30 protein-coding genes and 4 tRNA genes are annotated in these 25,256 nt (G+C 66.7%); 17 read left to right on the plus strand and 17 right to left on the minus strand.

Annotation, left to right across the window (positions count from 1 at the left end):
• Nucleotides 1-104 precede the first annotated feature (104 nt).
• The gene (locus AC5QAB_RS01105) at nucleotides 105-2,435 is read right to left on the minus strand and encodes a TonB-dependent receptor (RefSeq protein ID WP_046431763.1); all 2,331 of its coding nucleotides are present in this window, start codon (nucleotides 2,433-2,435) and stop codon (nucleotides 105-107) included.
• A 231-nt stretch (nucleotides 2,436-2,666) separates the two neighbouring features.
• On the opposite strand from AC5QAB_RS01105, the gene AC5QAB_RS01110 reads away from it, so the two are divergent.
• Nucleotides 2,667-2,742: transfer RNA gene (locus AC5QAB_RS01110), tRNA-Ala, on the plus strand.
• A 61-nt stretch (nucleotides 2,743-2,803) separates the two neighbouring features.
• Here AC5QAB_RS01110 and AC5QAB_RS01115 read toward each other — a convergent pair.
• The gene (locus AC5QAB_RS01115) at nucleotides 2,804-2,977 is read right to left on the minus strand and encodes a hypothetical protein (RefSeq protein WP_006457496.1); all 174 of its coding nucleotides are present in this window, start codon (nucleotides 2,975-2,977) and stop codon (nucleotides 2,804-2,806) included.
• Between the two features lie 158 nt (nucleotides 2,978-3,135).
• Between AC5QAB_RS01115 and AC5QAB_RS01120 the strand changes: the two genes are divergently transcribed.
• Nucleotides 3,136-3,621: a hypothetical protein gene (locus AC5QAB_RS01120; protein ID WP_142235357.1), complete on the plus strand. Its 486-nt coding sequence runs from the start codon at nucleotides 3,136-3,138 to the stop codon at nucleotides 3,619-3,621.
• A gap of 6 nt (nucleotides 3,622-3,627) precedes the next feature.
• Here the strand turns inward: AC5QAB_RS01120 and AC5QAB_RS01125 are convergent, their stop codons facing one another.
• Nucleotides 3,628-4,389, minus strand: coding sequence for an SDR family oxidoreductase (locus AC5QAB_RS01125; protein ID WP_014647822.1), 762 nt, complete (start codon nucleotides 4,387-4,389; stop codon nucleotides 3,628-3,630).
• A gap of 132 nt (nucleotides 4,390-4,521) precedes the next feature.
• Between AC5QAB_RS01125 and AC5QAB_RS01130 the strand changes: the two genes are divergently transcribed.
• Complete coding sequence (locus AC5QAB_RS01130) at nucleotides 4,522-5,364, plus strand: bifunctional transcriptional activator/DNA repair enzyme AdaA (protein ID WP_049408320.1); 843 nt, start codon at nucleotides 4,522-4,524, stop codon at nucleotides 5,362-5,364.
• 82 nt (nucleotides 5,365-5,446) lie between these two features.
• Here AC5QAB_RS01130 and curA read toward each other — a convergent pair whose 3' ends face one another.
• Nucleotides 5,447-6,472: an NADPH-dependent curcumin/dihydrocurcumin reductase gene (curA, locus tag AC5QAB_RS01135; RefSeq protein WP_495233113.1), complete on the minus strand. Its 1,026-nt coding sequence runs from the start codon at nucleotides 6,470-6,472 to the stop codon at nucleotides 5,447-5,449.
• Nucleotides 6,473-6,806: 334 nt separating this feature from the next.
• Here curA and AC5QAB_RS01140 point away from each other — a divergent pair.
• The 7 genes from AC5QAB_RS01140 to dxs all read left to right on the plus strand — a co-directional run bounded on the left by AC5QAB_RS01140 (nucleotide 6,807) and on the right by dxs (nucleotide 13,315).
• Nucleotides 6,807-6,882 (plus strand) — tRNA-Phe (locus AC5QAB_RS01140).
• Between the two features lie 72 nt (nucleotides 6,883-6,954).
• Nucleotides 6,955-7,030 (plus strand) — tRNA-Phe (locus tag AC5QAB_RS01145).
• A gap of 142 nt (nucleotides 7,031-7,172) precedes the next feature.
• Nucleotides 7,173-7,724 (plus strand): lipocalin family protein, encoded by a 552-nt coding sequence (locus tag AC5QAB_RS01150; RefSeq protein WP_164110622.1) that lies wholly within the window; start codon nucleotides 7,173-7,175, stop codon nucleotides 7,722-7,724.
• Between the two features lie 165 nt (nucleotides 7,725-7,889).
• On the plus strand, nucleotides 7,890-8,366 hold the full coding sequence (locus AC5QAB_RS01155) for an LEA/WHy family protein (RefSeq protein ID WP_014647826.1): 477 nt from the start codon (nucleotides 7,890-7,892) through the stop codon (nucleotides 8,364-8,366).
• A 64-nt stretch (nucleotides 8,367-8,430) separates the two neighbouring features.
• A complete protein-coding gene (locus AC5QAB_RS01160) occupies nucleotides 8,431-10,221 on the plus strand; it encodes an acyl-CoA dehydrogenase C-terminal domain-containing protein (RefSeq protein ID WP_049405024.1) in 1,791 nt (596 codons plus the stop codon).
• A 415-nt stretch (nucleotides 10,222-10,636) separates the two neighbouring features.
• On the plus strand, nucleotides 10,637-11,302 hold the full coding sequence (locus AC5QAB_RS01165) for an HNH endonuclease (RefSeq protein ID WP_032956174.1): 666 nt from the start codon (nucleotides 10,637-10,639) through the stop codon (nucleotides 11,300-11,302).
• 105 nt (nucleotides 11,303-11,407) lie between these two features.
• Nucleotides 11,408-13,315 (plus strand): 1-deoxy-D-xylulose-5-phosphate synthase, encoded by a 1,908-nt coding sequence (dxs, locus tag AC5QAB_RS01170; RefSeq protein WP_032956193.1) that lies wholly within the window; start codon nucleotides 11,408-11,410, stop codon nucleotides 13,313-13,315.
• A 139-nt stretch (nucleotides 13,316-13,454) separates the two neighbouring features.
• On the opposite strand, the gene AC5QAB_RS01175 is transcribed toward dxs, so the two are convergent.
• The 3 genes from AC5QAB_RS01175 to AC5QAB_RS01185 all read right to left on the minus strand — a co-directional run bounded on the left by AC5QAB_RS01175 (nucleotide 13,455) and on the right by AC5QAB_RS01185 (nucleotide 14,734).
• Entirely contained in the window at nucleotides 13,455-13,658 is a 204-nt protein-coding gene (locus AC5QAB_RS01175; protein ID WP_005417823.1) for a hypothetical protein, read from the minus strand.
• 174 nt (nucleotides 13,659-13,832) lie between these two features.
• Nucleotides 13,833-14,396, minus strand: coding sequence for a DUF3011 domain-containing protein (locus AC5QAB_RS01180; RefSeq protein WP_014647830.1), 564 nt, complete (start codon nucleotides 14,394-14,396; stop codon nucleotides 13,833-13,835).
• A gap of 131 nt (nucleotides 14,397-14,527) precedes the next feature.
• Entirely contained in the window at nucleotides 14,528-14,734 is a 207-nt protein-coding gene (locus tag AC5QAB_RS01185) for a hypothetical protein (RefSeq protein WP_032956178.1), read from the minus strand.
• A 402-nt stretch (nucleotides 14,735-15,136) separates the two neighbouring features.
• Between AC5QAB_RS01185 and AC5QAB_RS01190 the strand changes: the two genes are divergently transcribed.
• The 4 genes from AC5QAB_RS01190 to AC5QAB_RS01205 all read left to right on the plus strand — a co-directional run bounded on the left by AC5QAB_RS01190 (nucleotide 15,137) and on the right by AC5QAB_RS01205 (nucleotide 16,674).
• A complete protein-coding gene (locus AC5QAB_RS01190) occupies nucleotides 15,137-15,418 on the plus strand; it encodes a hypothetical protein (protein ID WP_014647838.1) in 282 nt (93 codons plus the stop codon).
• Nucleotides 15,419-15,430: 12 nt separating this feature from the next.
• Nucleotides 15,431-15,664: a DUF1653 domain-containing protein gene (locus AC5QAB_RS01195; protein WP_014647839.1), complete on the plus strand. Its 234-nt coding sequence runs from the start codon at nucleotides 15,431-15,433 to the stop codon at nucleotides 15,662-15,664.
• Between the two features lie 91 nt (nucleotides 15,665-15,755).
• Complete coding sequence (locus AC5QAB_RS01200; protein WP_046431777.1) at nucleotides 15,756-16,328, plus strand: TetR/AcrR family transcriptional regulator; 573 nt, start codon at nucleotides 15,756-15,758, stop codon at nucleotides 16,326-16,328.
• A gap of 13 nt (nucleotides 16,329-16,341) precedes the next feature.
• On the plus strand, nucleotides 16,342-16,674 hold the full coding sequence (locus tag AC5QAB_RS01205) for an SMR family transporter (RefSeq protein ID WP_014647841.1): 333 nt from the start codon (nucleotides 16,342-16,344) through the stop codon (nucleotides 16,672-16,674).
• Between the two features lie 22 nt (nucleotides 16,675-16,696).
• Here the strand turns inward: AC5QAB_RS01205 and AC5QAB_RS01210 are convergent, their stop codons facing one another.
• On the minus strand, nucleotides 16,697-16,870 hold the full coding sequence (locus AC5QAB_RS01210; protein WP_005417836.1) for a DUF1328 domain-containing protein: 174 nt from the start codon (nucleotides 16,868-16,870) through the stop codon (nucleotides 16,697-16,699).
• Between the two features lie 94 nt (nucleotides 16,871-16,964).
• Nucleotides 16,965-17,606 (minus strand): LysE family translocator, encoded by a 642-nt coding sequence (locus AC5QAB_RS01215; protein WP_014647842.1) that lies wholly within the window; start codon nucleotides 17,604-17,606, stop codon nucleotides 16,965-16,967.
• A gap of 162 nt (nucleotides 17,607-17,768) precedes the next feature.
• Between AC5QAB_RS01215 and AC5QAB_RS01220 the strand changes: the two genes are divergently transcribed.
• Nucleotides 17,769-18,461 (plus strand): aspartate/glutamate racemase family protein, encoded by a 693-nt coding sequence (locus AC5QAB_RS01220; protein WP_262217039.1) that lies wholly within the window; start codon nucleotides 17,769-17,771, stop codon nucleotides 18,459-18,461.
• A gap of 12 nt (nucleotides 18,462-18,473) precedes the next feature.
• Here the strand turns inward: AC5QAB_RS01220 and AC5QAB_RS01225 are convergent, their stop codons facing one another.
• Nucleotides 18,474-18,869 (minus strand): hypothetical protein, encoded by a 396-nt coding sequence (locus AC5QAB_RS01225; RefSeq protein WP_321210777.1) that lies wholly within the window; start codon nucleotides 18,867-18,869, stop codon nucleotides 18,474-18,476.
• Between the two features lie 242 nt (nucleotides 18,870-19,111).
• Here AC5QAB_RS01225 and AC5QAB_RS01230 point away from each other — a divergent pair, with 242 nt between their 5' ends.
• Nucleotides 19,112-19,633, plus strand: a complete 522-nt coding sequence (locus AC5QAB_RS01230; RefSeq protein WP_014647845.1) for a DUF3011 domain-containing protein — start codon at nucleotides 19,112-19,114, stop codon at nucleotides 19,631-19,633.
• Nucleotides 19,634-19,719: 86 nt separating this feature from the next.
• Nucleotides 19,720-20,169, plus strand: a complete 450-nt coding sequence (locus AC5QAB_RS01235; protein WP_495233114.1) for a GNAT family N-acetyltransferase — start codon at nucleotides 19,720-19,722, stop codon at nucleotides 20,167-20,169.
• Here the strand turns inward: AC5QAB_RS01235 and AC5QAB_RS01240 are convergent.
• From AC5QAB_RS01240 to AC5QAB_RS01270, 7 genes are all read right to left on the minus strand, one after another.
• Nucleotides 20,148-20,489 carry a low molecular weight protein tyrosine phosphatase family protein gene (locus AC5QAB_RS01240; protein WP_049442387.1) on the minus strand — a complete coding sequence of 114 codons (342 nt, stop codon included), beginning with the start codon at nucleotides 20,487-20,489 and terminating at the stop codon, nucleotides 20,148-20,150. The two genes, AC5QAB_RS01235 and AC5QAB_RS01240, sit on opposite strands and share 22 nt — an antisense overlap.
• Nucleotides 20,486-20,686 (minus strand): hypothetical protein, encoded by a 201-nt coding sequence (locus AC5QAB_RS01245; protein ID WP_014647847.1) that lies wholly within the window; start codon nucleotides 20,684-20,686, stop codon nucleotides 20,486-20,488. Before AC5QAB_RS01245 ends, AC5QAB_RS01240 begins: the two co-directional genes overlap by 4 nt.
• A gap of 117 nt (nucleotides 20,687-20,803) precedes the next feature.
• A tRNA-Pro gene (locus AC5QAB_RS01250) sits at nucleotides 20,804-20,880 on the minus strand.
• 68 nt (nucleotides 20,881-20,948) lie between these two features.
• Nucleotides 20,949-21,305 (minus strand): MerR family transcriptional regulator, encoded by a 357-nt coding sequence (locus tag AC5QAB_RS01255; RefSeq protein ID WP_005410431.1) that lies wholly within the window; start codon nucleotides 21,303-21,305, stop codon nucleotides 20,949-20,951.
• Entirely contained in the window at nucleotides 21,286-21,585 is a 300-nt protein-coding gene (locus tag AC5QAB_RS01260) for an integration host factor subunit alpha (RefSeq protein ID WP_005410432.1), read from the minus strand. The genes AC5QAB_RS01255 and AC5QAB_RS01260 overlap by 20 nt, the downstream gene beginning before the upstream one ends.
• A gap of 27 nt (nucleotides 21,586-21,612) precedes the next feature.
• Nucleotides 21,613-23,994: a phenylalanine--tRNA ligase subunit beta gene (gene pheT, locus AC5QAB_RS01265; protein ID WP_495233115.1), complete on the minus strand. Its 2,382-nt coding sequence runs from the start codon at nucleotides 23,992-23,994 to the stop codon at nucleotides 21,613-21,615.
• A gap of 87 nt (nucleotides 23,995-24,081) precedes the next feature.
• Complete coding sequence (locus tag AC5QAB_RS01270) at nucleotides 24,082-25,077, minus strand: phenylalanine--tRNA ligase subunit alpha (RefSeq protein ID WP_005417865.1); 996 nt, start codon at nucleotides 25,075-25,077, stop codon at nucleotides 24,082-24,084.
• Nucleotides 25,078-25,256: the final 179 nt, after the last annotated feature.

Below are 25,256 nucleotides of genomic sequence, written 5' to 3' on the forward strand. Positions count from 1 at the left end.
TCCCGCCGCCGTCGAACGCAACAAGAAGGGCGACCCGGATCACCGGGCCGCCCTGCGCACTCCAGCAGTGCGAGGGTGGGACCGCCCACCCTCGCGGCAACGCCTTACCAGTTCATGTTCAACGAGACACCGACGGTGCGCGGTTCGTTGTAGACCGCGGCCATGTAGTTCTCGATCACACCCTTGAGGTTCTTCTCGTTAGTGATGTTGCGCGCGAACAGCGCCACTTCATAGGCACCGTAGTTGCCCGAGTAGCCGATCTTCAGGCCGCCCTCGAAATCACCCTTGGAGTTGAACTCCTTGCTGTCGTACAGCACGAAGCTGGTGTAGCCCTGCTTGTTCCAGTCGGTGGACACGAACATGGTGCCCGCGTCGCTGACCGGGAAGTCGTAGCGGGCGGCCAGGTTGACGTTGTACTTCGGCGCGTTCGGCAGCGGGTTGCCGTCGATCTGCGCGAAGGTGTTGGCACCGACCTTGATGGTCGGGTCATTCACCGTGCACACCACCTTGCCGTTGAGGCCGCAGACCTGCGCGTAGACGCGCTTGTCCTTGATCTCGCTGTGCAGCAGGCTGACGCCGGCGCTCAGGGTCAGGTTCGGGATCGGGCGCAGCTCCATGTCCGCTTCGAAACCGTAGGCCTTGGCCTTGTCGGCATTGAACAGCACGCCGTTGCCGTCCGAATCGTTGCCGTTGAGCTGGATGTCATTGACGGTGTAGGTGAACGCGGTGGCGTTCAGGCGCAGGCGATTGTCCCACAGGCTGCTCTTCACGCCGGCTTCCCAGGACAGGATGGTCTCGGAATCGGCGGTGGTGAAGTCGGCATTGAACACCGCCGAACGGCCCTGGATGGTCGGGCCGCGGAAGCCGCGTGCGACCTTCGCATAGACGCTCACGTCCGGCGTGATCTGGTACATCGCGCTCAGATCCCAGCTCGGGGTGGTGTCGGACATCTTGACGTCGGTGCGGCCCTTGTAGGTCACCACGCCGGCGGCGGTGTCAGCGGTCTTCAGCAGGCGGGTGTGCTTCTCGTCCTTGGTCTGGCGCAGGCCGGCCGTGACGGTGAACTTGTCGGTGAAGGCGTAGCTCAGCTGGCCGAAACCGGCCCACGAGGTGTTCTTATTGCGCAGTCGCACCCAGTTGTTCGGGTTGCGGGCCGCACCCTGCAGGAACCACGCACGCTGGTAGAAGTCGGTGGTGTCGCTGCCGTTGAAGTAGAACGCACCGGCCTGCCACTGCAGGGCGCTGTCGTCATGGCTGGCCAGGCGGAATTCCTGGGTCCACTGGTCCAGATCACGGATGCGGCCCATCGACTGGCCGTAGCCGTTCGGCACGCCGTTGACCGGGAAGTTCACCGCAGCGCCGCCGTCGGTGTCACCACGGCTGTAGCCGGAGGTGGTCTCATAGGCGGTGATCGAGGTGAAGTCGATCGCGCCGAAGTCGTAGCGTGCCTTCACCGAGCCGCCGTAGGTCTTGTAGGCCTGCGGGTTGTTGTCGGCTTCGTCGTAGGCGACCTGGTCGCGCGGCACGTCGGTCTTGTTCGAGCCCTTGGTCAGCGCACCACGCAGGAACAGGGTCGAGGTGCCTTCGTAATCACGGGCGTGGGCCGAGGCCAGGATCGAGAACTGGTCGCTCGGGGTCAGCAGCAGCTGCGCGCGCACGTTGCGGTCATCGAAGCCGCCCATGGCGTTCTTCTTCGGGCTGACCGTGCCGTCAGCGCTCGGGCCCTTGTAGGTGTTGTCGACGTAGTCGTCGCGGTGCTGGTACAGCGCCGACACGCGGAACGAGGCGATGTCGTTGATCGGGCCGCCAAAGCCGCCGTCGATCGACACGCTGTTGTAGGTCGCATAGCTGGCGCTGACGCGGCCGGTGTAGTCCTGGGTCGGCTTCAGCGTGTCGAACTTGATGATGCCGGCGGTGGTGTTGCGGCCGAACAGCGAGCCCTGCGGGCCGCGCAGCACTTCCACCTGGTCCACGTCATAGACCGGGTTGGACTTCAGCACCACGTGCTCCAGCACCACATCGTCCTGGATGATCGACACCGGCTGCGAGGCACCCAGGTAGAAGTCGATGTTGCCCAGGCCGCGGATATAGAAGCGCGGGAAGATGCGGCCGGTGGTGGTTTCCGCATACAGGCTCGGCACGCGGCCGGACAGCGCCAGCAGGGTGTCGTCGCCGCCGGCGGTGAAGTCGCGCATGCGCTCGCCCTGCACCACGCCCACCGAGACCGGCACTTCCTGCAGGTTCTGCTCGCGGTGCTCGGCGGTCACGGTGATCGTGTCCAGGCCCGTCGGGGTCGGCGCGCTGTCCTGCGCGGCGGCACCAAAGCTGCCGACCAGGGCCAGGCCGGCACAGGCCAGGGCCAGCGGATGGCGGCGGAAGGAAACGAAGGAAGACGACATACCCGACAGGCGGCGGGAATCGGAATGGGAGGGCATGGAATGCTCTGAGGAGGCGTCCGTGCGGCCTGCGCGAGCCGGGCGGCAAAAAGGAGGAGAACTGCGCAAGCCGCCATTATCCCCCAAATTGTTACGATTTCGTTGCGCGGCATCCGGGCCAGACAAACCGGACGGTTTCGGCACAGTGCACGCCTTCATGCCACGCCGTCCGGCACATCCCGGGTCGGCTTGGCAAGGCGCAGCCAGTTGGCTACACTGAAGCCCTGCCGTGGGGCCATAGCTCAGCTGGGAGAGCGCGTCGTTCGCAATGACGAGGTCAGGAGTTCGATCCTCCTTGGCTCCACCACTCATTAAGAAGACCCGCCGATCGTCGCGATCTGCGGGTTTTTTCTTGCATCGATCACGAGTCAGGCAGGTTCCTGATCCCCGTCCTTGCGGCGTGGACCACGCGAATGCGTATCACGCACCTGCTGATCGCGCTGCCCCGGCCGCTGCTTTGCCACGTCCTCCTGCGCCCTGTCCTGACGGCTTTCCTGTACGCCCTGTTTCGGATCGCCAGGGTCTTTGTCGCGCTCGCTCATCGAAGTCTCCTGTGCCGGCGAAGGCCGATCAGGACTTCACGCTAGAGGCTGCGCAGTGATCCGCAGGTCAGGCCCGCGCGAACAGCGTGTGCAGTTCCGCTTGCCGCCGCAGCTCACGGCTCTGCAGAATCCGGACCAACATGCCCAGCCAGTCCGCGATGTCACCTCCCGCCCAGCACGCCGCGCGTACGCTGCCAATGCGCCTCGATCCAGCGGACGGCAGCATCCAGCTCGGCCACCTGACGACGTTGATCTGCCCCACCCTGTCACTGGAGGAGGCGCGCATCGCCTTCGCCACGCTGATGCATGGCGAGCGCGATGCCGGCACCGGCTATCACTGGCTCAGCCTGCACCGGGTCAGTCTGGGCGGTGCGCCCGCCGGCATCAGCCTGTGCTTCCACGGGCAACAGCTCGACATGGTGACGATCGGCGTCGATCTGCCGGGTGCGACACTGGAAGACGGCTGGCCGACCCAGGTCGCGATCGATGCCGAAGTCGCTTTCATGCGTCGCACCTTGGCCACGGCTCTGGGGCGCAAACTGGCAGGTGGCCGCGCCCGGTTCGAGTGGGGCGAGGCATGGGCCCGGTTCGACCCGAAAGGCTTCATGGCCAGCAGCGGTATCCACTACACGCCGCGCTCATGACGCCGCTCAGGTACGGGTGATCGACACTCCACCTTCAACACGCATCGCGGTACCGGTAACGAAACTGCTTTCATCGCTGGCCAGGAACAGCGCCGCGTTGGCGATCTCCTCCGGCTCGGCCATGCGCTTGAGTGCGTGCAGCGAGCGCACGAAGTCGCGGGCATCGCCGGTGGGTGCGGCCTGCCGGCCCATCTCGGTATCGGTACCGCCAGGCAGCAGCACGTTGCTGCGTACGCCACGCGCGCCGTACTCGGCGGCGATCACCTGGCTCAGGCCGATCAGTCCGGCCTTGCTCGACGCGTAGGCGGCCATGCCCGGGAAGCCCACGGTATGGCCGACAAAGGTACCGACAAACACCAGCGAGCCACCCCCGCGTGCCAGCAATGCCGGCAACTGCGCGCGTGCGGCATGGAAGGCGGCATCGAGATTGGTGGCCATCACCTCGCGCCATGCATCCGCCGGGAACTCCGCCGCCGGTACGCCGGGGCCGAGCATCCCGGCATTGTTGAGCGCGATGTCCAGGCCTCCGAATGACTGTTGGGCCAGATCCACCAGCGCCTGCGCCGTGCCCGGATCAGCCACATCGGCGGCATGCATCACCACCTCGCCGCCGGCGCCACGGATCTGCTCGGCCAGTGCGTGCAGCGGTTGCGGCCGCCGCGCATTGAGCACCAGTTTTGCCCCTTCGGCAGCAAAGCGCAGCGCGCTGGCACGACCAATGCCAGCGCTGGCACCGGTGATGAGGGCGATCTTGTTGTTCAGGCGCATGAGGGTGGTACCGGTTGTGGAGTGGCCGCCACGATGCCGCGCCTCCGGCCCACCAACACTCCGTTTCCGGGCCTCGCGGCCAGGTGCAGGAAACGGAGTTTCCGCAGAACCAGCACGTGCCAGAATCCGCCCATGGACAGCACCGCCACCACCGCCCTCGACGCCCGCGTCGAACGGGTCTGCCGCCATCTGCAGGCCAGCCTCGACGAGCCCTCGCTGCAGGAGCTGGCCGACATCGCCGGCTGCAGCCCGACGCGCCTGCATCGCCTGTTCAAACAGGCCACCGGGCTGACCCCCAAGCAGTACGCTGCCGCGCTGCGCGCCGACCGCCTGCGCACCGGGCTCGAACAGCAGGAGCGCATCACCGATGCCTTCCACGATGCCGGCTTCGGCTCCAGCGGGCGCTTCTACGAGAACGCACCAAAGTTGCTGGGCATGACTCCCAAGCAATGGCGCGCAGGTGGTCGCGGCGAAGTCATCCACTTCGCGCTTGCCGAAAGCTCACTGGGCAGCGTGCTGGTGGCCAGCAGCGGGACCGGCGTGGTCGCGATCCTGCTCGGCGACGATCCGGAGGCGCTGCTGCAGTCACTGCAGCAACGCTTCCGCCAGGCCGAACTGGTCGGTGCCGACCACGGCTATGAGCAACTGGTGGCACAGGTGGTGGGCCTGGTCGAGGATCCCTCGCGAGGCGCCACACTGCCGCTGGATATCCGCGGCACCGCCTTCCAGCAGCGGGTATGGCAGGCACTGCAGCAGATTCCGCGCGGCCAGACCGCGTCGTATGCGGATATTGCCGCGCATATCGGTGCACCACGCTCGAGTCGTGCGGTGGCACGTGCCTGCGCGAGCAATCCATTGGCGGTAGCCGTGCCCTGCCACCGCGTGGTGCGCCGCGACGGTGACCTGTCCGGCTATGCCTGGGGCGTTGCGCGCAAGCGCGAACTGCTGCGCCGGGAAAAGGTCGCCAACGGCTGACGCCACCCGATAGCCGCCGACCTTGGTCGGCACACCCAGCTTCCGGTAGTGGCCGACCTTGGTCGGCACACCCACCAAGCACTCAATCCAGCTTCACCACCAGCTTGCCGAAGTTGCGCCCCTGCAACAGCCCGAAGAACGCCTCCGGCGCCTTCTCCAGACCTTCCACCACATCCTCGCGGTACTGGATGCGGCCCTCGCGCAGCCACTGCGGCATCTCGCGTTCGAAGTCCGGCCACAGGTGGTTGAAGTCGTGCACGATGAAACCACGCACGGTCAGGCGCTGGCGCAGGATCTGGTTGAACAGTGACGGCAGCCGATCCGGGCCAGGCTGCTCGACGCCCCGCTCGTTGTAGGTAGCGATGGTGCCGCAGACCGGAATGCGGGCGAAGTCGTTGAGCAGCGGCAGCACCGCATCCAGCACATGGCCGCCGACATTCTCGAAGTACACGTCGATGCCCGCAGGCACTGCCGCGCGCAGCTGGTCCGCAAAATCAGCCACGCGATGATCCAGCGCCACGTCCACGCCCAGCGTCTGCAGATAGGCACGCTTGGCCTCGCCACCGGCGATGGCGACCACGCGCGCGCCCTGCAGCTTGGCCAGCTGCGCCACGGTCGCGCCCACCGGCCCGGTCGCGGCGGCTACCACCAACGTCTCGCCCGGCTTCAGACGGGCGATTTCATGCAGGCTGGAATAGGCGGTGAAGCCGGGCATGCCATATACCCCCAGCGCCGTACTGAGCGGCAGCCCGGCTGGATCCAGACGACGCCCCAGCGCCTTGGCCGGCAGCACCGCGTGGGTCTGCCAGCCACCCGGCGCCAGCACCAGCTCGCCTGCGGTTACGCCCTCGGCCTTGGATTGCAGCACCTCGGCCACGGTCTGGCCTTCCATCACCGCCCCTACCGCCACCGGCGCGGCATACGACGGGCCCTCGTCCATGCGTCCTCGCATGTACGGGTCCAACGAAAGGTAGCGGTTGCGCAGCAGCACTTCGCCATCGGCCAGTGCCGGCAGCGCAACCTGTTCCAGGCGGAAATTGGCTGCACTTGGCGCCCCCTGCGGACGCGAGGCAAGCACGATGCGGGACGCGGTGGAGGAATCGGACATGGCCAGGTCTCTGCTGTTGCCAGCATCGGGAAAGGACTGCCGACACTACGCTGCGGCGATCCCCGATGGCGGCCACGAAAACAGCGTTCCATTGCCCGGACCCGCGCGGGTCCGGCGCACCCCTTGCCCTTGCAGCTTTGGCGAACGCGGCGACCTGCTGATTTCCACCGCAGACGACAATCGATGGGCCACGCCCCGCCCCACAACGGAGGATCAAGCACTTGCGAGCGCGCAGAGGGCAATGTGAAGAAATCTTGGCAAAACGCTTGCCGAAGGCAGCCGACCTCCGTAATATACGCGTCCTTGGCAGCGACCTCGCTGCAACGAAACATGTGGCCGAGTAGCTCAGTTGGTAGAGCAGGGGATTGAAAATCCCCGTGTCGGCGGTTCGATTCCGTCTTCGGCCACCACTTTCGAAGGCCTGCAGAAATGCGGGTCTTTTTTTTCCGGAAACCGCACTCACCGCGGTAGCCACACAATTTGGCCGAGTAGCTCAGTTGGTAGAGCAGGGGATTGAAAATCCCCGTGTCGGCGGTTCGATTCCGTCTTCGGCCACCATCTTCAGAGACCTGCAGAAATGCAGGTCTTTTTTTTATTCGCGCTTCGCGCAAGCGGCGACCACCGTGGCCCGGTTGACGAAACATTTACACCGGCACGGGCCGCGGCACCTACGCTCCAGACTCCTGCCTGGAGCCTGCCAATGCATCTGCGCCCCGCCCTGCTCGCCTGCCTGCTGCTGGCCGCCTTCCCGGTGATCGCCACTGAACCGGTGCGCGCGGTCGAGCACCTGGACATTGATCGCTACGCGGGCCAATGGCACGAGATCGCGCATCTTCCAGTCTCGTTCCAGAAGCAGTGCGTGGGCGACATCACCGCCAACTATGGCCTGCGCCGCGACGGCCGCATCAGCGTCACCAATGCCTGCCGCAAGGGTGACGGCGAGCGCGTGGTCGCCGAAGGCGTGGCACGCCCGGTGGCCGGCCATCCCGGGCAACTGCAGGTGCGCTTCGTCCCCGACTGGCTGAGCTGGGCGCCCCTGGTCTGGGCCGACTACTGGGTGCTGGCGCTGGACCCGGACTATCAATGGGCCCTGGTCGGCGAACCCGGCCGCAAGTATCTGTGGATCCTCTCGCGCCTGCCGGAGATGGAGCGCGATCGGTTCGAACAGTTGAAAGCCAAGGCCGAGTCGATGGGGTACAACCTCGGGCCACTGCGCCTGATGGCCCCGCTGCGCGATCCCGCGGCCGACTGAACCGCTTCGCATCCGGCGCATCGTGCGCGCGCCATCCGGCGTTGTGCATGCCCGACCGCCATCTTCACGCGCTACCCTCTGCGGACGGGTCGCCCCGGGCGATCCATAAAACCATACGCCGTAGTATGCTTACCCCAACGCACCCCCTCCAGAGGACTTGCGCCCATGCTCCACCGCTTCCGTACCGCCTTGATCGTCCTGTGCACCCTCGCCCTTGTTGCCTGCAGCAACGGCATCGTCAAGCGTGTTTCGGAACCGGCGGCCAGCCTGCAGCAGCTGACCGTGCGTGCCGACGGCAACTGGACCGTGGCCCTGCGCCTGCAGAACTTCAGCTCGATGCCGATGACCTTCGATGATGTCTCACTGGCGCTGACCGTCGGCGACAGCGATGCCGGCACCCTGCAGGTCAAGCCCGGCATCTCCATCGGCGGCACCTCCGCCGACGTCATCAATGTCGACCTCGTGCCCAGCTCGACCGCGCGCCTGGTGGTGGCCGACGCGCTGGCCAGCAACCGCACCCTGGCCTACGCCCTGAAGGGAACGGTGGCGGCCACGCCGCAGGAAAAGAAGCAGCGCAGCTTCGACATCAGCAGCCGCAGCACCCTCAACCAGGCCCCCGGCCTGCCCGGCGTGCTGCGCTGAACCCGCCTTTCGTCGCGGCGCCCGGCGCCGCTCCCCTCTGCCCTGATCAAATCGAGACGTACCGATGAGCAGCTACACCGCCCCGCTTTCCGACCTCCGTTTCGCCCTGCACGACGTGCTCAAGGTCGAACCCCTGTTCGCCCGCCTGGGCTTCACCGACGCCACCGCCGACGTGGTCGATGCCGTGCTGGAGGAAGCCGGCCGCTTCAGCGCCACCGTGCTGGCCCCGCTCAACAGCGTCGGCGACGAGATCGGCTGCGTACTCGACCAGGCCACCGGTGAAGTGACCACCCCGCCCGGCTTCAAGCAGGCCTACGACCAGTTCGTCGATGGCGGCTGGACCGGCCTGACCGCCTCGCCGGAGCTGGGCGGCCAGGGCCTGCCGCACACCCTGGGGGTGCCGCTCAACGAAATGATCAACGCCGCCAACCTGGCGTGGGGCAACTTCCCGCTGCTCTCGCACGGCGCCATCGAAGCGCTGAAGCAGCACGGCGAGGCGTGGCAGCACGACGCCTTCCTCAAGCCGCTGATCGAAGGCCGCTGGACCGGCACGATGTGCCTGACCGAGCCGCACTGCGGCACCGACCTGGGCCTGCTCAAGACCAAGGCCGAGCCGAACGCCGACGGCAGCTACTCGATCACCGGCACCAAGATCTTCATCACCGCCGGCGAGCACGACCTGACCGGGAACATCGTGCACCTGGTGCTGGCCAAGCTGCCCGACGCCCCTCCGGGCGCCAAGGGCATCTCGCTGTTCGTCACCCCGAAGTTCAAGGTCGACCGCGATGGCAACGTCGGCGAGCGCAATGCACTGCGCTGTGGCTCGATCGAACACAAGATGGGCATCAAGGGGTCGGTCACCTGCGTGATGAACTTCGATGGTGCGCAGGGTTACCTGGTCGGCCAACCGCACAAGGGCCTGCAGGCCATGTTCACCATGATGAACACCGCGCGCCTGGGTGTCGGCCTGCAGGGCATCGGCCTGTCCGAGCGCGCCTACCAGAACGCACTGAAGTACAGCCGTGAGCGCCTGCAGTCGCGCGCCCTGAGCGGCGCCAGGTTCCCGGACAAGCCGGCCGACCCGATCCTGGTCCACCCGGACGTGCGTCGCATGCTGCTGACCGTGAAGTCGCTGGTCGAAGGCAGCCGCCTGCTGGCGCTGCACGCCGCCACCCTGATCGACATCGCCCACCACGCCGAGGATGCCGCCGAGCGCGAGCGCGCCGACACCCTGGTGAGTTTCCTGACCCCGATCTCCAAGGCCTGCCAGACCGAATGGGGCATCGAGAACACCTACAACGCCCTGCAGTGCTTCGGTGGCCACGGCTACATCCGCGAGCACGGCATGGAGCAGCTGGCCCGCGATGCACGCATCACCACGCTGTATGAAGGCACCACCGGCATCCAGGCGCTGGACCTGATCGGCCGCAAGACCGCATCCAGCCAGGGCGCCGGCCTGAAGCTGATGCTGGCCGAGATCGAAGCCTTCGCCAAGGAACACGAGGGCAACGAAGCGCTGGCCGAGTTCATCGGCCCGCTGCGCGCCAAGGCCGCCGAATGGGGCAAGCTGACGATGGACGTGCTGCAGCGCGCGGCCGCCAATCCCGACGAACTGGGCGCGGCCAGCTACGACTACCTGTTCTATTCGGGTTACGTGGTGCTGGCCTACTGGTGGGCCCGCAGCGTGGCCGCCGCCGATGCCAGCGCGCACGGCGCCGCCTTCGCCCAGGGCAAGCGCGAGACCGCACGGTTCTACTTCGCCCGCGTGCTGCCGCGCACCCTCAGCCACGCCGCCGCGATCCAGGCCGGCGCCGCGCCGCTGATGGCCATGGACGACGAGCGCTTCGGCGCCTGAGCCGGGCTTCGCCCGGCACCCGCGGTAGTGCCGGCCGCTGGCCGGCAACCGCAACAGCCGGCTTCCTGCGGGATGGCGAGGTGGGTCCAATTGCGGGGGACGGCGCACGCCACCGGACCCACCCCGCCTTCGACAGATTTCCGCTGCTGTAGATCCACGCCACGCGTGGATGAGAACCCCTGAAATCCTTCTGGAGAAGAGCCCCCTTTTGTTAAAGGGGCGCGCCGACAGGCGCGGGGATTAGGAAGAATGCGCGGGCAACCCAGCGCGCCGACGGCGGGCTGGGTTGCTAAAGGGCGCGCACCGACAGGTGCGGGGGATAGGAGGAATGCGCGGACCTGAATCATTGCGATTTGGGTTTCGCCCTCCGGGCGATACCCAAATCGCAATGATTCAGGTATAAGCTGTTCTCCCGATGGAGACAGACACTACACGCTTGGGTCTGATCGAAGCCGGAGCTCCGTTTTCTGCTCCGGGCGCCGAAGCATCGCCCAACGCCACGACGCTGCATCGCCCCGGTTCGGTCCGGCTGCTCTCGCTTGATGCCCACGGACGCGTACTGGACTGGATCACTTGGCAGGATGCGGCCTGCCTCTACGCCCGCGAGGCGGTGGCCTGGACGCTCGGCGACCCCTGCCTGCACATCCACGGCGGCACCAACCGCTTCAGCGGCCTGCAGAGCGGCATGGACCTGCACCCGATCATCGCCGCCCGCGGCCACGCCCGCTCCCGTGCGATCGACCCGACGCCGAACCTGACCAACCAGGCCCTTTTCGCCCGCGATGCCCATCTGTGCATGTACTGCGGCCAGCAGTTCAGCCGCCCCACGCTCACCCGCGACCACGTCATGCCTCTGTCCAAGGGCGGCCTGGACTGCTGGGAAAACGTGGTCACCGCCTGCTTCCACTGCAATTCGCGCAAGAGCGACCGCACCCCGCAGCAGGCCGGCATGCCCCTGCTGGCAGTGCCCTACCGGCCCAGCTGGATCGAGCACCTGATCCTGTCCAACCGCAACATCCTGGCCGACCAGATGGCCTTCCTGAAGGCGCAATTGCCCAAGCGCTCGAAACTGAGCACCTGAACGCCTGAAAATGCAACCCTCACCGTCCTGTCACGGACGGCGGCGTTTGCTTGCCCCACCCCCGTTTGAGGGCGAAAATGGGCGTTCAGAAAAAGTGCGAACATGATGATCGACTCTGCCCGCTATCCCCGCCTCGCGCGCATCCAGACGCCGGATGACCTGCGCACGTTCGACGAATCCGAATTGAGGGCGGTTGCCGACGAACTGCGCGCCTACCTCATTGAATCGGTGGGCAAGAGTGGCGGTCACTTCGCCGCCGGCCTGGGCGTGATCGAACTCACCGTGGCCCTGCACTACCTGTACCAGACACCGCACGACCAGCTGGTCTGGGACGTCGGCCATCAGACCTACCCGCACAAGATCCTGACCGGCCGCCGCGACGAAATCCACACCGTCAAGCAGAAGGACGGCATCGCGCCGTTCCCGAAGCGCGAGGAAAGCGAGTACGACACTTTTGGTGTCGGCCACTCCTCGACCTCGATCTCGGCCGCACTGGGCATGGCCATCGCCCGCCAGTCCGAAGGCGACGACCGCAAGATCGTGGCGGTGATCGGTGACGGCGCGATGACCGCCGGCATGGCGTTCGAAGCGCTGATGCACGCTGGCGGCATGGAGCCGGAGCCGAACCTGCTGGTGATCCTCAACGACAACAACATGTCGATCTCCGAGGCCGTGGGCGGCCTGACCAAGATGCTGGGCCGCGCCACCGGCAGCCGCACGCTCAACGCGCTGCGCGAAGGCGGCAAGAAGATTCTCGGTGACAAGAAGAACAACCCGGCACGCTTCGTGAAGCGCTGGGAAGAACACTGGAAGGGCATGTTCGTGCCCTCCACGATGTTCGAGGAAATGGGCTTCCACTACACCGGCCCGATCGACGGCCACGACATGCCCGCCCTGCTGTCCACGCTGAAGACGCTGCGCGCCTCCAAGGGCCCGAAGCTGCTGCATGTGATGACCACCAAGGGCAAGGGTTACGAGCCGGCCGAGGGCGACCAGATCGGTTACCACGCCGTGGGCCCGTTCGATCCGGACAAGGGGCTGGTGGCCAAGGCCGGGGCCAAGAAGCCGACCTACACCGATGTATTCAGCGACTGGCTGTGCGATGCCGCCGCCGCCGAGCCGCGCCTGTACGGCATCACCCCGGCGATGCGCGAAGGCTCCGGCCTGGTGCGTTTCAGCAAGGAATACCCGCAGCGCTATTTCGACGTTGCGATTGCCGAGCAGCATGCGGTCACCCTCGCCGCTGGCATGGCTACCCAGGGTGGCAAGCCGGTGGTGGCGATCTACTCGACCTTCCTGCAGCGCGCGTACGACCAGCTGGTACATGACGTGGCGATCCAGGACCTGGACGTGCTGTTCGCGATTGACCGCGCCGGCGTGGTCGGCCCGGACGGTGCGACCCATGCCGGCAACCTCGACCTGAGCTTCCTGCGTTGCGTGCCGAACCTGGTGGTGATGGCACCGTCCAACGAAGCCGAGTGCCGGCAGATGCTCAGCACCGGCCTGCAGCACCCGGGCCCGGCCGCCGTGCGCTACCCGCGCGGTACCGGCACCGGCGTTGCAGCCGGCACCGACCTGTCGACCCTGCCGATCGGCAAGGGCGAACTGCGCCTGCAGGGCAGCCGCATTGCCCTGCTCGCCTTCGGCAGCACCGTGGCCGCCGCCGAGCAGGTCGGCCGCGAACTGGGCCTGAGCGTGGTCAACATGCGTTTCATCAAGCCGCTGGACCGCGAGCTGGTGCTGGCTGTCGCCGCCCAGCACGAGGGCCTGGTGACGATCGAAGACAACGTGGTGGCCGGTGGCGCCGGCTCCGGTGTTGGTGAGCTGCTCAATGCCGAAGGCGTGCTGCGTCCGATCCTGCACCTGGGGCTGCCCGACAGCTACCAGCACCATGCCAGCCGCGAAGACCTGCTGGCCGAAGCCGGCATCGACGCCGCCGGCATCCGCGCTGCTGTGCTCAAGCGCTGGCCGCAGCTCGCCGCAGGTACCCCGCCGCTCAGCGCGGCAGGCTGAGGCCGATCACCACCCGGTAGATCCACACAGGGCGCAATGGGCGCGGACAGCGTCCGCACCCTCCAGGCTCGCAACCCGTAGATCCACGCCATGCGTGGATGATGGAATTCCGGGTGCCTGCCTTGGCAGGCACCCGCGCTCAGCCGTAACTGACCGCTTCGACGAATGCGCCGCTGGCTTCCACGCGCACGGCCGCACGCTGACCGGTGTCGACAAAGTGCAGGCGGGCCAGGGTCTCGGCGAAGTCGTAGGCGCGGGCGCCATCGCGGAACTCGATCGGCTCCGGGCGGTCCGGATGCAGCACGCGCCACTGGCGCTGTTCGCATTGCAGGCGGATCAACATGCAGCTCACTCCTTGAGGCAGCGTATCGATGGCGGCGGGATGCCCATGCCGGTTATGGCACACGGCACCGCTGGAATTCAGGGCACGCAACGTGCCCTGATCGCAGACAATACGGCGTTCAAAATGTGAGCTGTATCAGATTATTCTGATTTTCATGGGCTGAACCCGTAAAGCTCAGTTCACCTGGAACTGCGCCCGGCAGCCATCACTCACCCAGATGCCGCGGCGATCCCAGCCCCAGCTCTGGCCTTCGATGCAGGCGCTGCGTGAGTCCTGGCGGATCAGGCGCACACCCCGGCGGATGCGCGCATCGCAGTACTCCTGCCGATGTCCATTGGAATGGCAGGTGACCACATCGCCGCCGCCCCATCCGTTGCCATTGCCATTGCCCCAGCCGCCACCATTGCCACCCCAGCCGCCACCGCGGCGGTATTCACCGACGAATTCGGCACGGCACCCCTGTGTGACCCAGACGCCGTTGCGCGACTGGCCCCAGGTCTCACCTTCCACACAGGGCGAACCGGACAACTGGCGGATCAACCGCGCGCGGCCGTCCAGGCGGCACTCATTGCTGCGGTTCTTGACCGACTCGCAGCGCACGATGCCGCTGCCATCGCGGCCACCATAGCGGTCGTCGTCATAGCCGTAGCCATAGCTCTGCGCCTGGGCGCCGCCGGCCGCCGCCAGCATCGGCAACAGGGTGCAGGCCAGGGTGCGCCAAGTGAGTGCGTTGCCCATCGAAATCTCCAGATGAATACGATGGCGCAAGCATCCGGGATTCACGGCCCGGCGCACAGAGGGGAGCGCAACGGCAGTTTTTCCCCATTCAAACAACGCAACCGGACCTGACTGCGTCACGGTTGCTGGCGTCACTCTCCGACGTGAAGCGCGTCTACCGTATTGCCAAGCGCCGCGACCCGCACCGTGCTGCGCTGGCCGGTGCGGCGGTGATGCTCCAGGGCCAGCGCGGCGGCGGCGTCAAAGGCGTCGGCGCCACGTGCGTAGCGGGTGGCCTCGCGTGCCTGCGGGTGCAGTACGGACCAGCGCTGGGCAGTGCATTGGACGGTGATGACCATGGGGAGGCTCCTGCGGATAGAGGGTGCGGTGGCAGGCAGACGTGCCGCTCGCCGTTACACCATCAGGCTAGCGACCGCCTCCGGAATGGCCTATCAGATTTGTACGAAAAGTCCGCGCCAGTGCGTCAGAACCCCGCCCTCATCACATCCCTGAGTCCGTTTAGCTCGTTCATTCCGTGATCCTTGTCACGGAGTCAGCCGGGCTTCACACTACCATCATCAACAGGGGCCCCTTCCACATGCGCACCTTCTTCTCGCACCAGCGTTCGACGTTGCTGAAGTTCTATTTCGTGGCCAGCTATCTGATTCTGATCGAAGAGTTGGTCCGCGCCGCCGTGCATTGAGCGCTTGCTGACGGGCTATTTGCGACAGAAAATGTTGCTTTACGCACGGAGCTCGCGCATGAAGGTGCTTCTTCTGATTCCAGCGCTGCTGGTTCTGGCCGCATGCGCGAGCCCGGACAATGCAGCCCCGCGTGCCGACGGCAAGCCTTCGACCACCATGCCCAAGGTAGGCGGCGATCGCGACGCGCACGGCTGCATCGGCTCGGCCGGCTACCAGTGGTGCGAGCACAGCCAGCGCTGCGAGCGGCCCTGGGAGCTGGCACAGGCACACGGCCTGGCCAACAGCGCCGAGGCGATCGACGCGTACTGCGCCACGCCCGCCAGCCCGGCGCGCAAGTGAGCACGACCCGTCATGGCTGAGCTGAGTCCCCTGCCCGACCTCGCCCGTGGCCGGTATCGCCACTTCAAGGGCGGCGAATACGAAGTGATCGACATCGTCCGCAGCAGCGAGACGCTGGAACCATTGGTGCTGTACCGCGCACTCTACGGCGAAGGTGGCCTGTGGGTACGCCCCTACCCGATGTTCGTCGAGCAGGTCCCAGGCAAACACGGCCCGCAGGCGCGTTTCGCACGCATCGACGATTGATCCGGCTCCCACCGGGCGGTGGCCGATGGTCGCGCCGGTGACGCGATCCGGCTGCGCTACAATCATACCGTCCAGTCGGTTTCTTCCCATCATGTCCTCCCCCCCTCCCCGCTCGCGGCGCAAAGCGCCCGACAGCGTGCGCCAGTCATTGCTGCACGCCACCATTGCCGTGATTGGCCAGCACGGGCTGGCGGCACTGACCGTGCAGGATGTCGCGCGCGTGGCCGGGGTCAGCAAGGGCGCGTTGTTCCACCATTTCAGCAGCAAGCAGGCACTGGTCGATGAAGCCATCGGCGCACTCATCGGCGAATTCGAGGCGCGTGTGCGCGCGCTCCTGCAGGACGGCACGCCCGGCCACGGCTGCTTCAGCCGCGCCTATGTGCGGGCCAACTTCGAGCACCTGCTGCAGCAGGAACAGGACAACGACATCGGCCTGACCCTGGGCAACCTGATGGAGCCGGCCCTGCTGGCGCACTGGCGCGACTGGAAGCGCGCGATGCTGGCCGAGTTCCCCGGCGAAGCCGGCGATCCGCGCCTGTACGCGGCACGCTGCGCGGCCGATGGCTATTGGGCCACCGCCTATGGTCGGCCGCTGGACGAAGCAGAGCGCCTCAATGCGCTGGCGATGGCCGAGCAGGCCCTCAAGCTGTGCGACCCGCAGTGACCCGGAGCCCGCGATGAACCCCTATATCTACCTGGCCGCCGCCATCGTGCTGGAAGTGATTGCCACGTCGCTGCTTAAGGCCTCGGACGGCATGAGCCGGCTGTGGCCGACACTGGGCGCGCTGGTCGGCTACGGGCTGTGCTTCTACCTGCTGTCGGTCACCATGAAGTCGGTGCCGACCGGCATCGCCTATGCGATCTGGTCCGGCGTCGGCATCGTGCTGATCTCGCTGATCGGCCTGGTGGTGTTCAAGCAGCGGCTGGATGCAGCTGCGCTGGCCGGCATCGCGCTGATCTGCGCCGGCGTGCTGGTGATCAACCTGTTCTCGCGCAGCAGCGCGCACTGAACGCGCTGCTGCGCGACAGGTGCTAGCTGACCTTCTTCGCCACGCTCATGCCGATCAGGAACAGCACCACGGCAATGATGATGCCGGCCCAGAACAGGAATTTGGCGATGCCCACAGCGGCACCGGCGATGCCGCCGAAGCCCAGCACGCCGGCGATGATGCCGATGATGGCGAAAATGATGGCCCACTTGATCATGTCAGTCCTTACCCCGCAGGGAACGCAAACGGTGTGATCAGGCTAGGCCGCAGCCGATGCGGCAATCGTGAAAAGGCCGCGTGTGCGGCGTGAATCAGCGCGGCCGGAAGCGCAGCAGCGCCACCGCGAAGGCCAGGAACACGCTTCCCACCAGCCGCTCGAACCAGCGCCGTGCGAATGGCTTTGCAAGCCAACGACGCAGGCCGTGGCCACCGGCGGCGTACATCACGTACCAGAACAGTTCGCAGGCCGCGAAGGTCGCCACCAGCACGCTGTACTGCACGGCCTGGCTACGCGACGGATCAACGAACTGCGGCAGGAACGCCGCGGCGAACAACAACAGCTTGGGGTTGCTCAAGCCAACCCACAGGCCGCCACGGAATACCGTCGCTGCGCCATGTACCGGCGCCAGTGTGACCTCGGCAGCATCGGCCACCGCGGGTGCCGGGCGGCAACTGTCACGCCACGCCTTGATGCCAAGCCAGGCCAGGTAGGCCACACCGAGATAGCGCAGCACTTCGAACAGCATCGGCGAGGAGTGCAGCAACGCGCTCAGGCCCGCAGCGGATGCGGCCAGCACCAGCAGCATCGCCAGCAGGCAGCCGGCCATGGCCGGCACGCTGCCACGGAACCCCAGCCCGACGCTGCGCCCGAGGATGTGCAGCATGTTCGGCCCGGGCGTCCCGCACAGCACGAAGACCGTGGCCAGGAACCACCACCAGGTATGCAGGGCCATTGCCGGTTTCCACTTCAGAAGACGGCACCAGCATAGGGCACCCATGCAGGACGCGGCACATACAGCGGGCGGTGGATGCGACGGTTACAGATGCCGGCGCCCGTGCACGGCAGCGCCACTGCCATCTGTGCTGCAATGGCCGTCTCTGGCTTGGAGCAGTGCATGAAGACCCTTGGCCTGATCGGCGGCATGAGCTGGGAAAGCTCGGCGCAGTACTACCGGCTCATCAACGAGGCGGTGCGGCATCGCCTCGGTGGTGCACATTCGGCGCAACTGCTGCTGTGGTCGGTGGATTTCGCCGGCATCAAGCAGCTGCAGCACGACGGCCAATGGGATCTGCTGGGCAACCACATGCTCGATGCTGCACGGCGGCTGCAGGCCGGTGGCGCCGAGCTGCTGGTGATCTGCACCAACACCATGCACACGCTGGCCGGCCGGATCGAAGCCGGATGCCCGCTGCCCCTGCTGCATATCGCGGACCCGACCGCCGCGGCGATCCTGCAGGCCGGCATCCGCAAGGTGGGACTGCTCGGCACCGCCTTCACCATGGAGCAGGCGTTCTACCGCGACCGGCTGCAGGACCGCTTCGGGCTGGAGGTACTGGTTCCGGAGGCCGATGATCGCCGCAGCGTGCACGACATCATCTACCAGGAGCTGATCTGCGGCGTGGTCAGCGAGCATTCGCGGCAGGCATACGCCGGCGTGATCGCGCGCCTGGTCGCACGCGGCGCCGAAGCGATCATCCTCGGCTGTACCGAAATCATGTTGCTGGTCCGCGCCGAGGACAGCCCGGTGCCGCTGTACGACACCACCACCCTGCACGCCCTGGCGGCGGTGGATGCGGCACTGGCCTGACCCTGCGCGCTGTCAGCCTTCGCCCTGCACTTCCAGTGCGGTGATCAACCAGTCGACCACGGCCTGCGAATCACACAGGAAGAAGATGGCATCGCCCGAACGCGCCTCGGTCAGCAGCCGATAGACGGTAATCGCCACCGCCGACTGGTTGGCGATGAACACTTCCGGGCTGCGCGGTCCCTCGCTGTGGCCGGCCACGGCATGCAGCGCCTTGCGCGCAGCCACGGTGGTGGGCGGGTCCGCGCTGCGGGCCAGTTCCGGCCCGCGCAGGCCCCACGCAATGAACACATGCTTGCCCTTGAACGTGGTGTCCAGGACACGCACCTGCCCGGCCTCTGCGCCAGCCGAGCGATGAATGACGGTACTGCTGATCAACGCAACCCCCTGTGGTCGTCGTGGTCCGCGCATCCTCCTCCACACGCCGGCTGCACGCCAGTGACGGCAGCCACAGGCTGGGCCGGCAAGCGTGGGAGAGATGTAAGAAGGTGTAAGCCGATGCGATCGGATGTGCCGCGATGATAAGGGATGTAAGGCTCTGCATGGGCCGGTGCACACTACTAAATCCCCACTGAGCCAACGCCGGAACGATCCGTTCCGATGGCCCCGGGCTGGTCCATTCTTGCGGCCCGTTCCCCTGCCGAGGCCCCCCCATGACCCATCGCCTGCTGCTGCCGATTGCCCTCCCCACCCTGGCCCTGCTGCTGGCCGCCACCACGGTGGCCGCCCAGGATTACGACAGCGATCCCATTGCGCCGCTGCGCTGCGAATCGCAGTTCAACAAGACCCAGCAGTGCCCGATCGAAGGCCGCATGCGCCTGGCCAGGCAGCTGTCGGTCACTCGCTGCGTAGAGGACCAGAACTGGGGCCAGAGCCGCCGCATGCTCTGGGTCACCGACGGCTGTCGCGCCGAGTTCGTGGCCGACGGACAGGGACGCGGCCGCTGGCCGGGGCGCGGCCGGGACCGTGACCGTGACCGCGATGACGATGGCGAGCGCCTGGTCTGCGAGTCCTACGAGCAGAAGGACAAGGAATGCCGCATCCGTGTGCGCCACGAGGTACGCCTGGTCAAGCAGAAGTCGGTGACACCGTGCGTCGAGGATCGCAACTGGGGCTGGGACCGCCGCGGCGTGTGGGTCAGCGACGGCTGCCGTGCCGAGTTCCGTGTGTATTGACTGCCGACCACACGCTGGCTGTGGCGGATGCGCAGACACGGCCGACGCGATCGATAGACTGGGCGCACCCAGCCCAGGAGCCTTCGATGGTGCCGCCCGATCCCTCCTCGACGATGTTGCACATCCGCGAGTCAATGCCTGCCGACGTTTCCGCGTTGATCGCGCTCGACAGCGTTGCGGTCCACGATCCGCAACGCGCACGGCAGATCAGCGACTGGCAGGCCAATGGTGGCATGCACGTGGCCGAATGGGCCGGCCAGCTGGCCGGTTACCTGGTCATCCACCATCACTTCTTCGGCGAAGCCTTCGTCGAGATGCTGATGGTGGCGCGCGAACAACGCAGCCAGGGCGTCGGCGCCGCCCTGCTGCGCCATGCCATCGCGCTGCACGGCCACGGCAGGCTGTTCACTTCGACCAATGCTTCCAATACCGGCATGCAACGCCTGCTCGCCGCTTCGGGTTTCATCGACAGCGGCATCGTGCACGGATTGGACGAAGGCGATCCGGAACTGATCTACCGCTTTGCCGGCAGCTGATCGAGATACGTGGTCACCTTTGCATCCAGCAGGTCCATCAACAGCGGATCCATGCAGCGATAGTCGTCGGGGATATCCAGGCAATGCAGGCGCTTGTGTTCCAGCAGGCGCGCATAGGCGGCCTGCAGGCGATGCTGGTGCTTGGCCTCCATCACGAAGATGACATCGGCCCAGCGGATATCCGCCGGGCCGATGGGGCGTCGTGCATGCGGGCTGGTGCCGGCCGACAGCGCAGCGAAGCCGGGTCGCCGTCGCCACATGGCTTCGGCGGTCGGGCTGCGCAGCTGGTTGCGGCTGCAGACGAACAGCAGGTTGATCATTCCTGTTCCTGCAGTTGGCGGGCGCTGAGGACCGGATAAGTGAAGCCCAGCTGGCGTGCGCGCGCGAGCTTGGCATCGCGCGTATACAGCAGCTTCCAGTTCTTCTCGGGCTTGTAGCTGTAGGCGGTCGTGGCGCGGTCGCCACCACGGTTGCGAGCCTGGCTGCGACGCCAGGCACGGTTTCTTGCAGAATCCATGATGTGTTCTCGTGAGTACCGGGTTCAGCAGCCGCGGTAGTACGAGTGGCGCGCAGCATACACCGCACGCACAAAAAAGCCCACGCATCGCTGCGCGGGCTTCTTGATTCATCACAGTGGTCGGGACGGCCGGATTCGAACCGACGACCCTCTGCCCCCCAGGCAGATGCGCTACCAGGCTGCGCTACGCCCCGACTGATGCTGCGATGTGCCCGCCACTGCGGCGGGCCGTGAAGTATAGCGGATTACGATGGAAATGGGATCAGCGGCGCAGCAACTGCAGCACTTCTTCCAGCTCCATGCGCACCTGCTTGATGATCTGGTTGCTCAGCGCCGATTCCTCGCGGGCATCGGGGCCGTCCAGACGCAGGCGTGCACCACCGATCGTGTAGCCCTGTTCGTACAGCAGGCTGCGGATCTGCCGCACCATCAGCACGTCGTGGCGCTGGTAGTAGCGGCGGTTGCCTCGGCGCTTGGCCGGCTCAAGGCTGGGAAACTCGGTTTCCCAGTAGCGCAGGACATGCGGCTTGACGTCGCACAGCTCACTGACTTCACCGATGGTGAAGTAGCGCTTGGCCGGGATCGGCGGTAGTTCGCGGTTACTGCCCGGATCCAGCATAAGCTTCCACCCTCTCCTTGAGCTTCTGGCCCGGACGGAAGGTGACCACCGTACGGGCGGAAATCGGAATTTCCTCGCCGGTCTTGGGGTTGCGACCCGGGCGCTGGTTCTTGCGCCGCAGATCGAAATTACCGAAGCCCGACAGCTTCACCTGACGTCCCTGTTCCAATGCTTCACGCAGCACATCGAAAAACGCGTCGACGAATTCCTTGGCTTCCCGCTTGTTCAGACCGACTTCGTCGAACAGCTTTTCCGCCATCTCCGCCTTGGTCAATGCCATTGCCTGCTACCCCCGAGTGCTGCCCGCTCAGCCGCGGATCCGGGCGTGGTGTTCACGCTCGATGGCAGTGACCGCCTCGGCCACCACCGCATCCACGTCGCGGTCCGTCAGAGTGCGCGACTTGTCCTGCAAAATCAAGCCCATAGCGAGACTCTTGAATCCCGGCTCGACGCCCTGGCCGACGTAACGGTCGAACAGGTTCAGGTCGCGCAGCAGCGGGCCGGCGGCCTGGCGGACGGTGGCCGCCAGATCGGCCCAGGCCACCTGTTCAGGCACCAGGAACGCCAGGTCGCGACGCACCGCCGGGAAGCGCGACAGTTCGCCGGCGCGCGGCAGTCGGCGGGCGGTCAGCGGCTCCAGGTCCAGCTCGAAGGCGTAGACGTCGGCTTCGATATCCATCGCCCGGGTCAGGCGCGGGTGGATCTGGCCGATCCAGCCGATCGCCACGCCATCGCGGAACACCTCGGCCGAACGCGCCGGGTGGCCGTAGGCGCGGACGGACGGGCGGAACTCCAGTTGCGCGCCACTGGCGGCCGCCAGCGATTCCAGGTCGCCCTTCAGGTCATGGAAGTCGACCTTGCGGGTCGGCAGGCCCCACTGCACCGCCTGCGCCTCACCGCAGACCGCAGCGGCCACGCGCGGGGTTTCCAGCGGTGCCGGCTGGCCGTCTCCGGCCTGCTGGGCGAACACGCGGCCGAGCTCGAACAGACGCACGCGGCCCAACTGGCGGGCGGCGTTGCGGCCCAACGTGGCGACCAGGCCCGGCAGCAGCGACGGGCGCATCACCGCCAGTTCGGCCGACAGCGGGTTGGCCAGCGGCACCAGGCCGTCGCGCAGCTGCCACTGGGTCAGCAGCGCGTCGTCGACGAAGGCGAAATTGACGGTTTCCTGCTGGTCACGGGCGATCAGCTGGCGGCGCACGCTCAGCGCCTCCAGCTGGGTCTCGCTCGGCATCGCCACGCGCGAGGCACCGCCCGGCAGCGTGGTCGGGATCTGCTCGTAACCGTGGATGCGGGCCAGCTCTTCGATCAGGTCTTCTTCGATGGCGATGTCGAAGCGGCGGCTCGGCGCGACCACCTGCCAGCCGTCGGCGGCGGCGACCACGTCCATGCCCAGCGCGCGCAGGATGCGCTCGACTTCCGCATCGTCGATGGTGATGCCGAGCACGCGGGTGATGCGGGCGCGGCGCAGCACGATGGTCGCTGGCTGCGGCAGATCGGCTTCACGCACGGCCTCGGTGACCGGTGCCGGGGTACCGCCGGCCAGGTCCAGCACCAGGCGGGTGGCGTACTCGATCGCGGTGCGCGGCAGCGCCGGATCGACGCCGCGCTCGAAGCGATGACCGGCATCGGTGTGCAGGCCCAGCTTGCGGCCACGGCCCATGATCGCGGCCGGCGCGAAGTGCGCCGCTTCCAGGAACACGGCGGTGGTCGCGTCGGTGACGCGGGTGTCGAAGCCGCCCATCAGGCCGGCCAGGCCGACCGCGCGGTCAGCATCGGTGACCACCAGGAAGCTGTCGTCCAGCGCAGCATCGCGGCCGTCCAGCAGCTTCAGCGTCTCGCCCGCGCGCGAACGGCGCACGGCGATGCTGCCCTGCAGGGTGCCCAGGTCGTAGGCGTGCATCGGCTGGCCCAGCTCCAGCATCACATACTGGGTGATGTCGACCAGCAGCGAGACCGGACGCACGCCACTGCGGCGCAGGCGCTCGGCCATCCACAACGGGGTCCTGGCGGCAGCATTGACGCCTTCGATGACACGGCCCAGGTAACGCGGCGCTTCGGCGCCGGCGTCGAGCTGGATGCTCAGCTCACGGCTGCCGACTGCCGGAATGGCGTCGGCAGCGAAGTCCAGCACTTCACTGCGGGTGGCGGCGGCGACGTCGTAGGCGATGCCGCGCAGGCTGAAGCAGTCGGCGCGGTTCGGGGTCAGCTTGATCTCGATGCTGGCATCCGGCAGGCCCAGGTACTCGACCAGGGTCTGGCCGACCGGTGCGTCGTCGGGCAGTTCCAGCAGGCCGGAAGCATCGTTGTCCAGGCCCAGTTCCTTGGCCGAGCACAGCATGCCGTTGGACTCGACGCCACGCAGCTTGGCCGGCTTGATCTTCAGCTCGCCGATCTGCGCACCGACCATCGCCAGCGGCGCGACCAGGCCCGGGCGCGCGTTCGGGGCGCCGCACACGATCTGCAGCAGTTCGCCCTGCCCGGCATCAACCCTGCACACCTGCAGGCGATCCGCTTCCGGATGGCGCACCGCGTCGACGATGCGTGCCACGACCACGTGGTCGAGGCCTTCGCCCAGCGCGGTCACGTCTTCCACTTCCAGGCCGATGGCGGTCAGCACTGCACTCAGTTCATCGCGCGAAGCGCCGGTCGGGACGTGGCTGCGCAGCCAGTTTTCGGAGAATTTCATGGTGTCATCCTGGTGGGCCCGGCGCATGCGCCTGGGCCTGCGAATTTGGGAGCAGCCGAGCATGGCTCGGCCCTACAGGGTTGCGGCTTACGCGAACTGTTTCAGGAACCGCACGTCGTTCTCGAAGAACGCACGCAGGTCGTTGACGCCGTAGCGCAGCATTGCAAAGCGCTCCACGCCCATGCCGAAGGCGAAGCCGGTGTAGCGCTCCGGATCGATGCCGACGTTGCGCAGCACGTTCGGATGGACCATGCCGCAGCCGAGCACTTCCAGCCAGCGGGTGCTGCCATCGGGCTGCTGCCAGGCGATGTCCACTTCCGCGCCCGGCTCAACGAACGGGAAATAGCTGGGGCGGAAGCGCATCTCGAAATCGCGCTCGAAGAAGGCGCGCACGAACTCGGCCAGCGTGCCCTTCAGGTCGGCGAAGGTCGAATGCTCGTCCACCAGCAGGCCTTCCACCTGATGGAACATCGGCGAATGGGTCTGGTCGCTGTCGCTGCGGTACACCTTGCCGGCGGCGATCATGCGCAGCGGCGGCGCGTGGTCACCCATGTAGCGCACCTGCACGCCGGAGGTGTGCGTGCGCAGCAGGCGGCCGTCGCCGAAGTAGAAGGTGTCGTGCATGGCGCGCGCCGGATGGTGCGGCGGGAAGTTCAGCGCCTCGAAGTTGTGCCAGTCGTCCTCGATCTCCGGCCCTTCCGACAGCTCGTAGCCCAGCCGGCCGAAGATGCCGGTGATGCGCTCCAGGGTGCGGGTGATCGGATGCAGGCCGGCGCGGTCGCCGTTGCGACCCGGCAGGGTGATGTCGATGGCTTCGGCGGCCAGGCGTGCATCCAGTGCCGCATCTTCCAGCAGCGCCTTGCGCTCGCCGAGCGCGCGGGTCAGCGCGTCGCGGGCCTGGTTGATCGCCTCACCGGCGGCCTTGCGCTCGTCGGCCGGCAGGGCGCCGAGCTGCTTGAGCTGCGAGGTGATGCTGCCACTCTTGCCAAGCAGGGCCACGCGCAGCTGTTCCAGCACGTCGGGGCTCTGTGCGGCGGCCACATCGGCCAGCGCCTGGGTGGTGAGGGATTGGATGTCGCTCATGGGGGGCCGGAACTCCAGTCGATCTGCCATCGCGATGCGCGAAGGGCCGACCCCTGTCGCCACCGCCGTCCCCGCGCTGCCGCCATGGCCTCGCCGGGACCCAAAAAAGAATGGGGAAGGACTTGCGCCCTTCCCCATGCATTGCCTTGACCTGACACCGTTCCGGATGAACGGTTACG

The organism is Stenotrophomonas sp. YJH_SMC_127, from assembly GCF_059372445.1.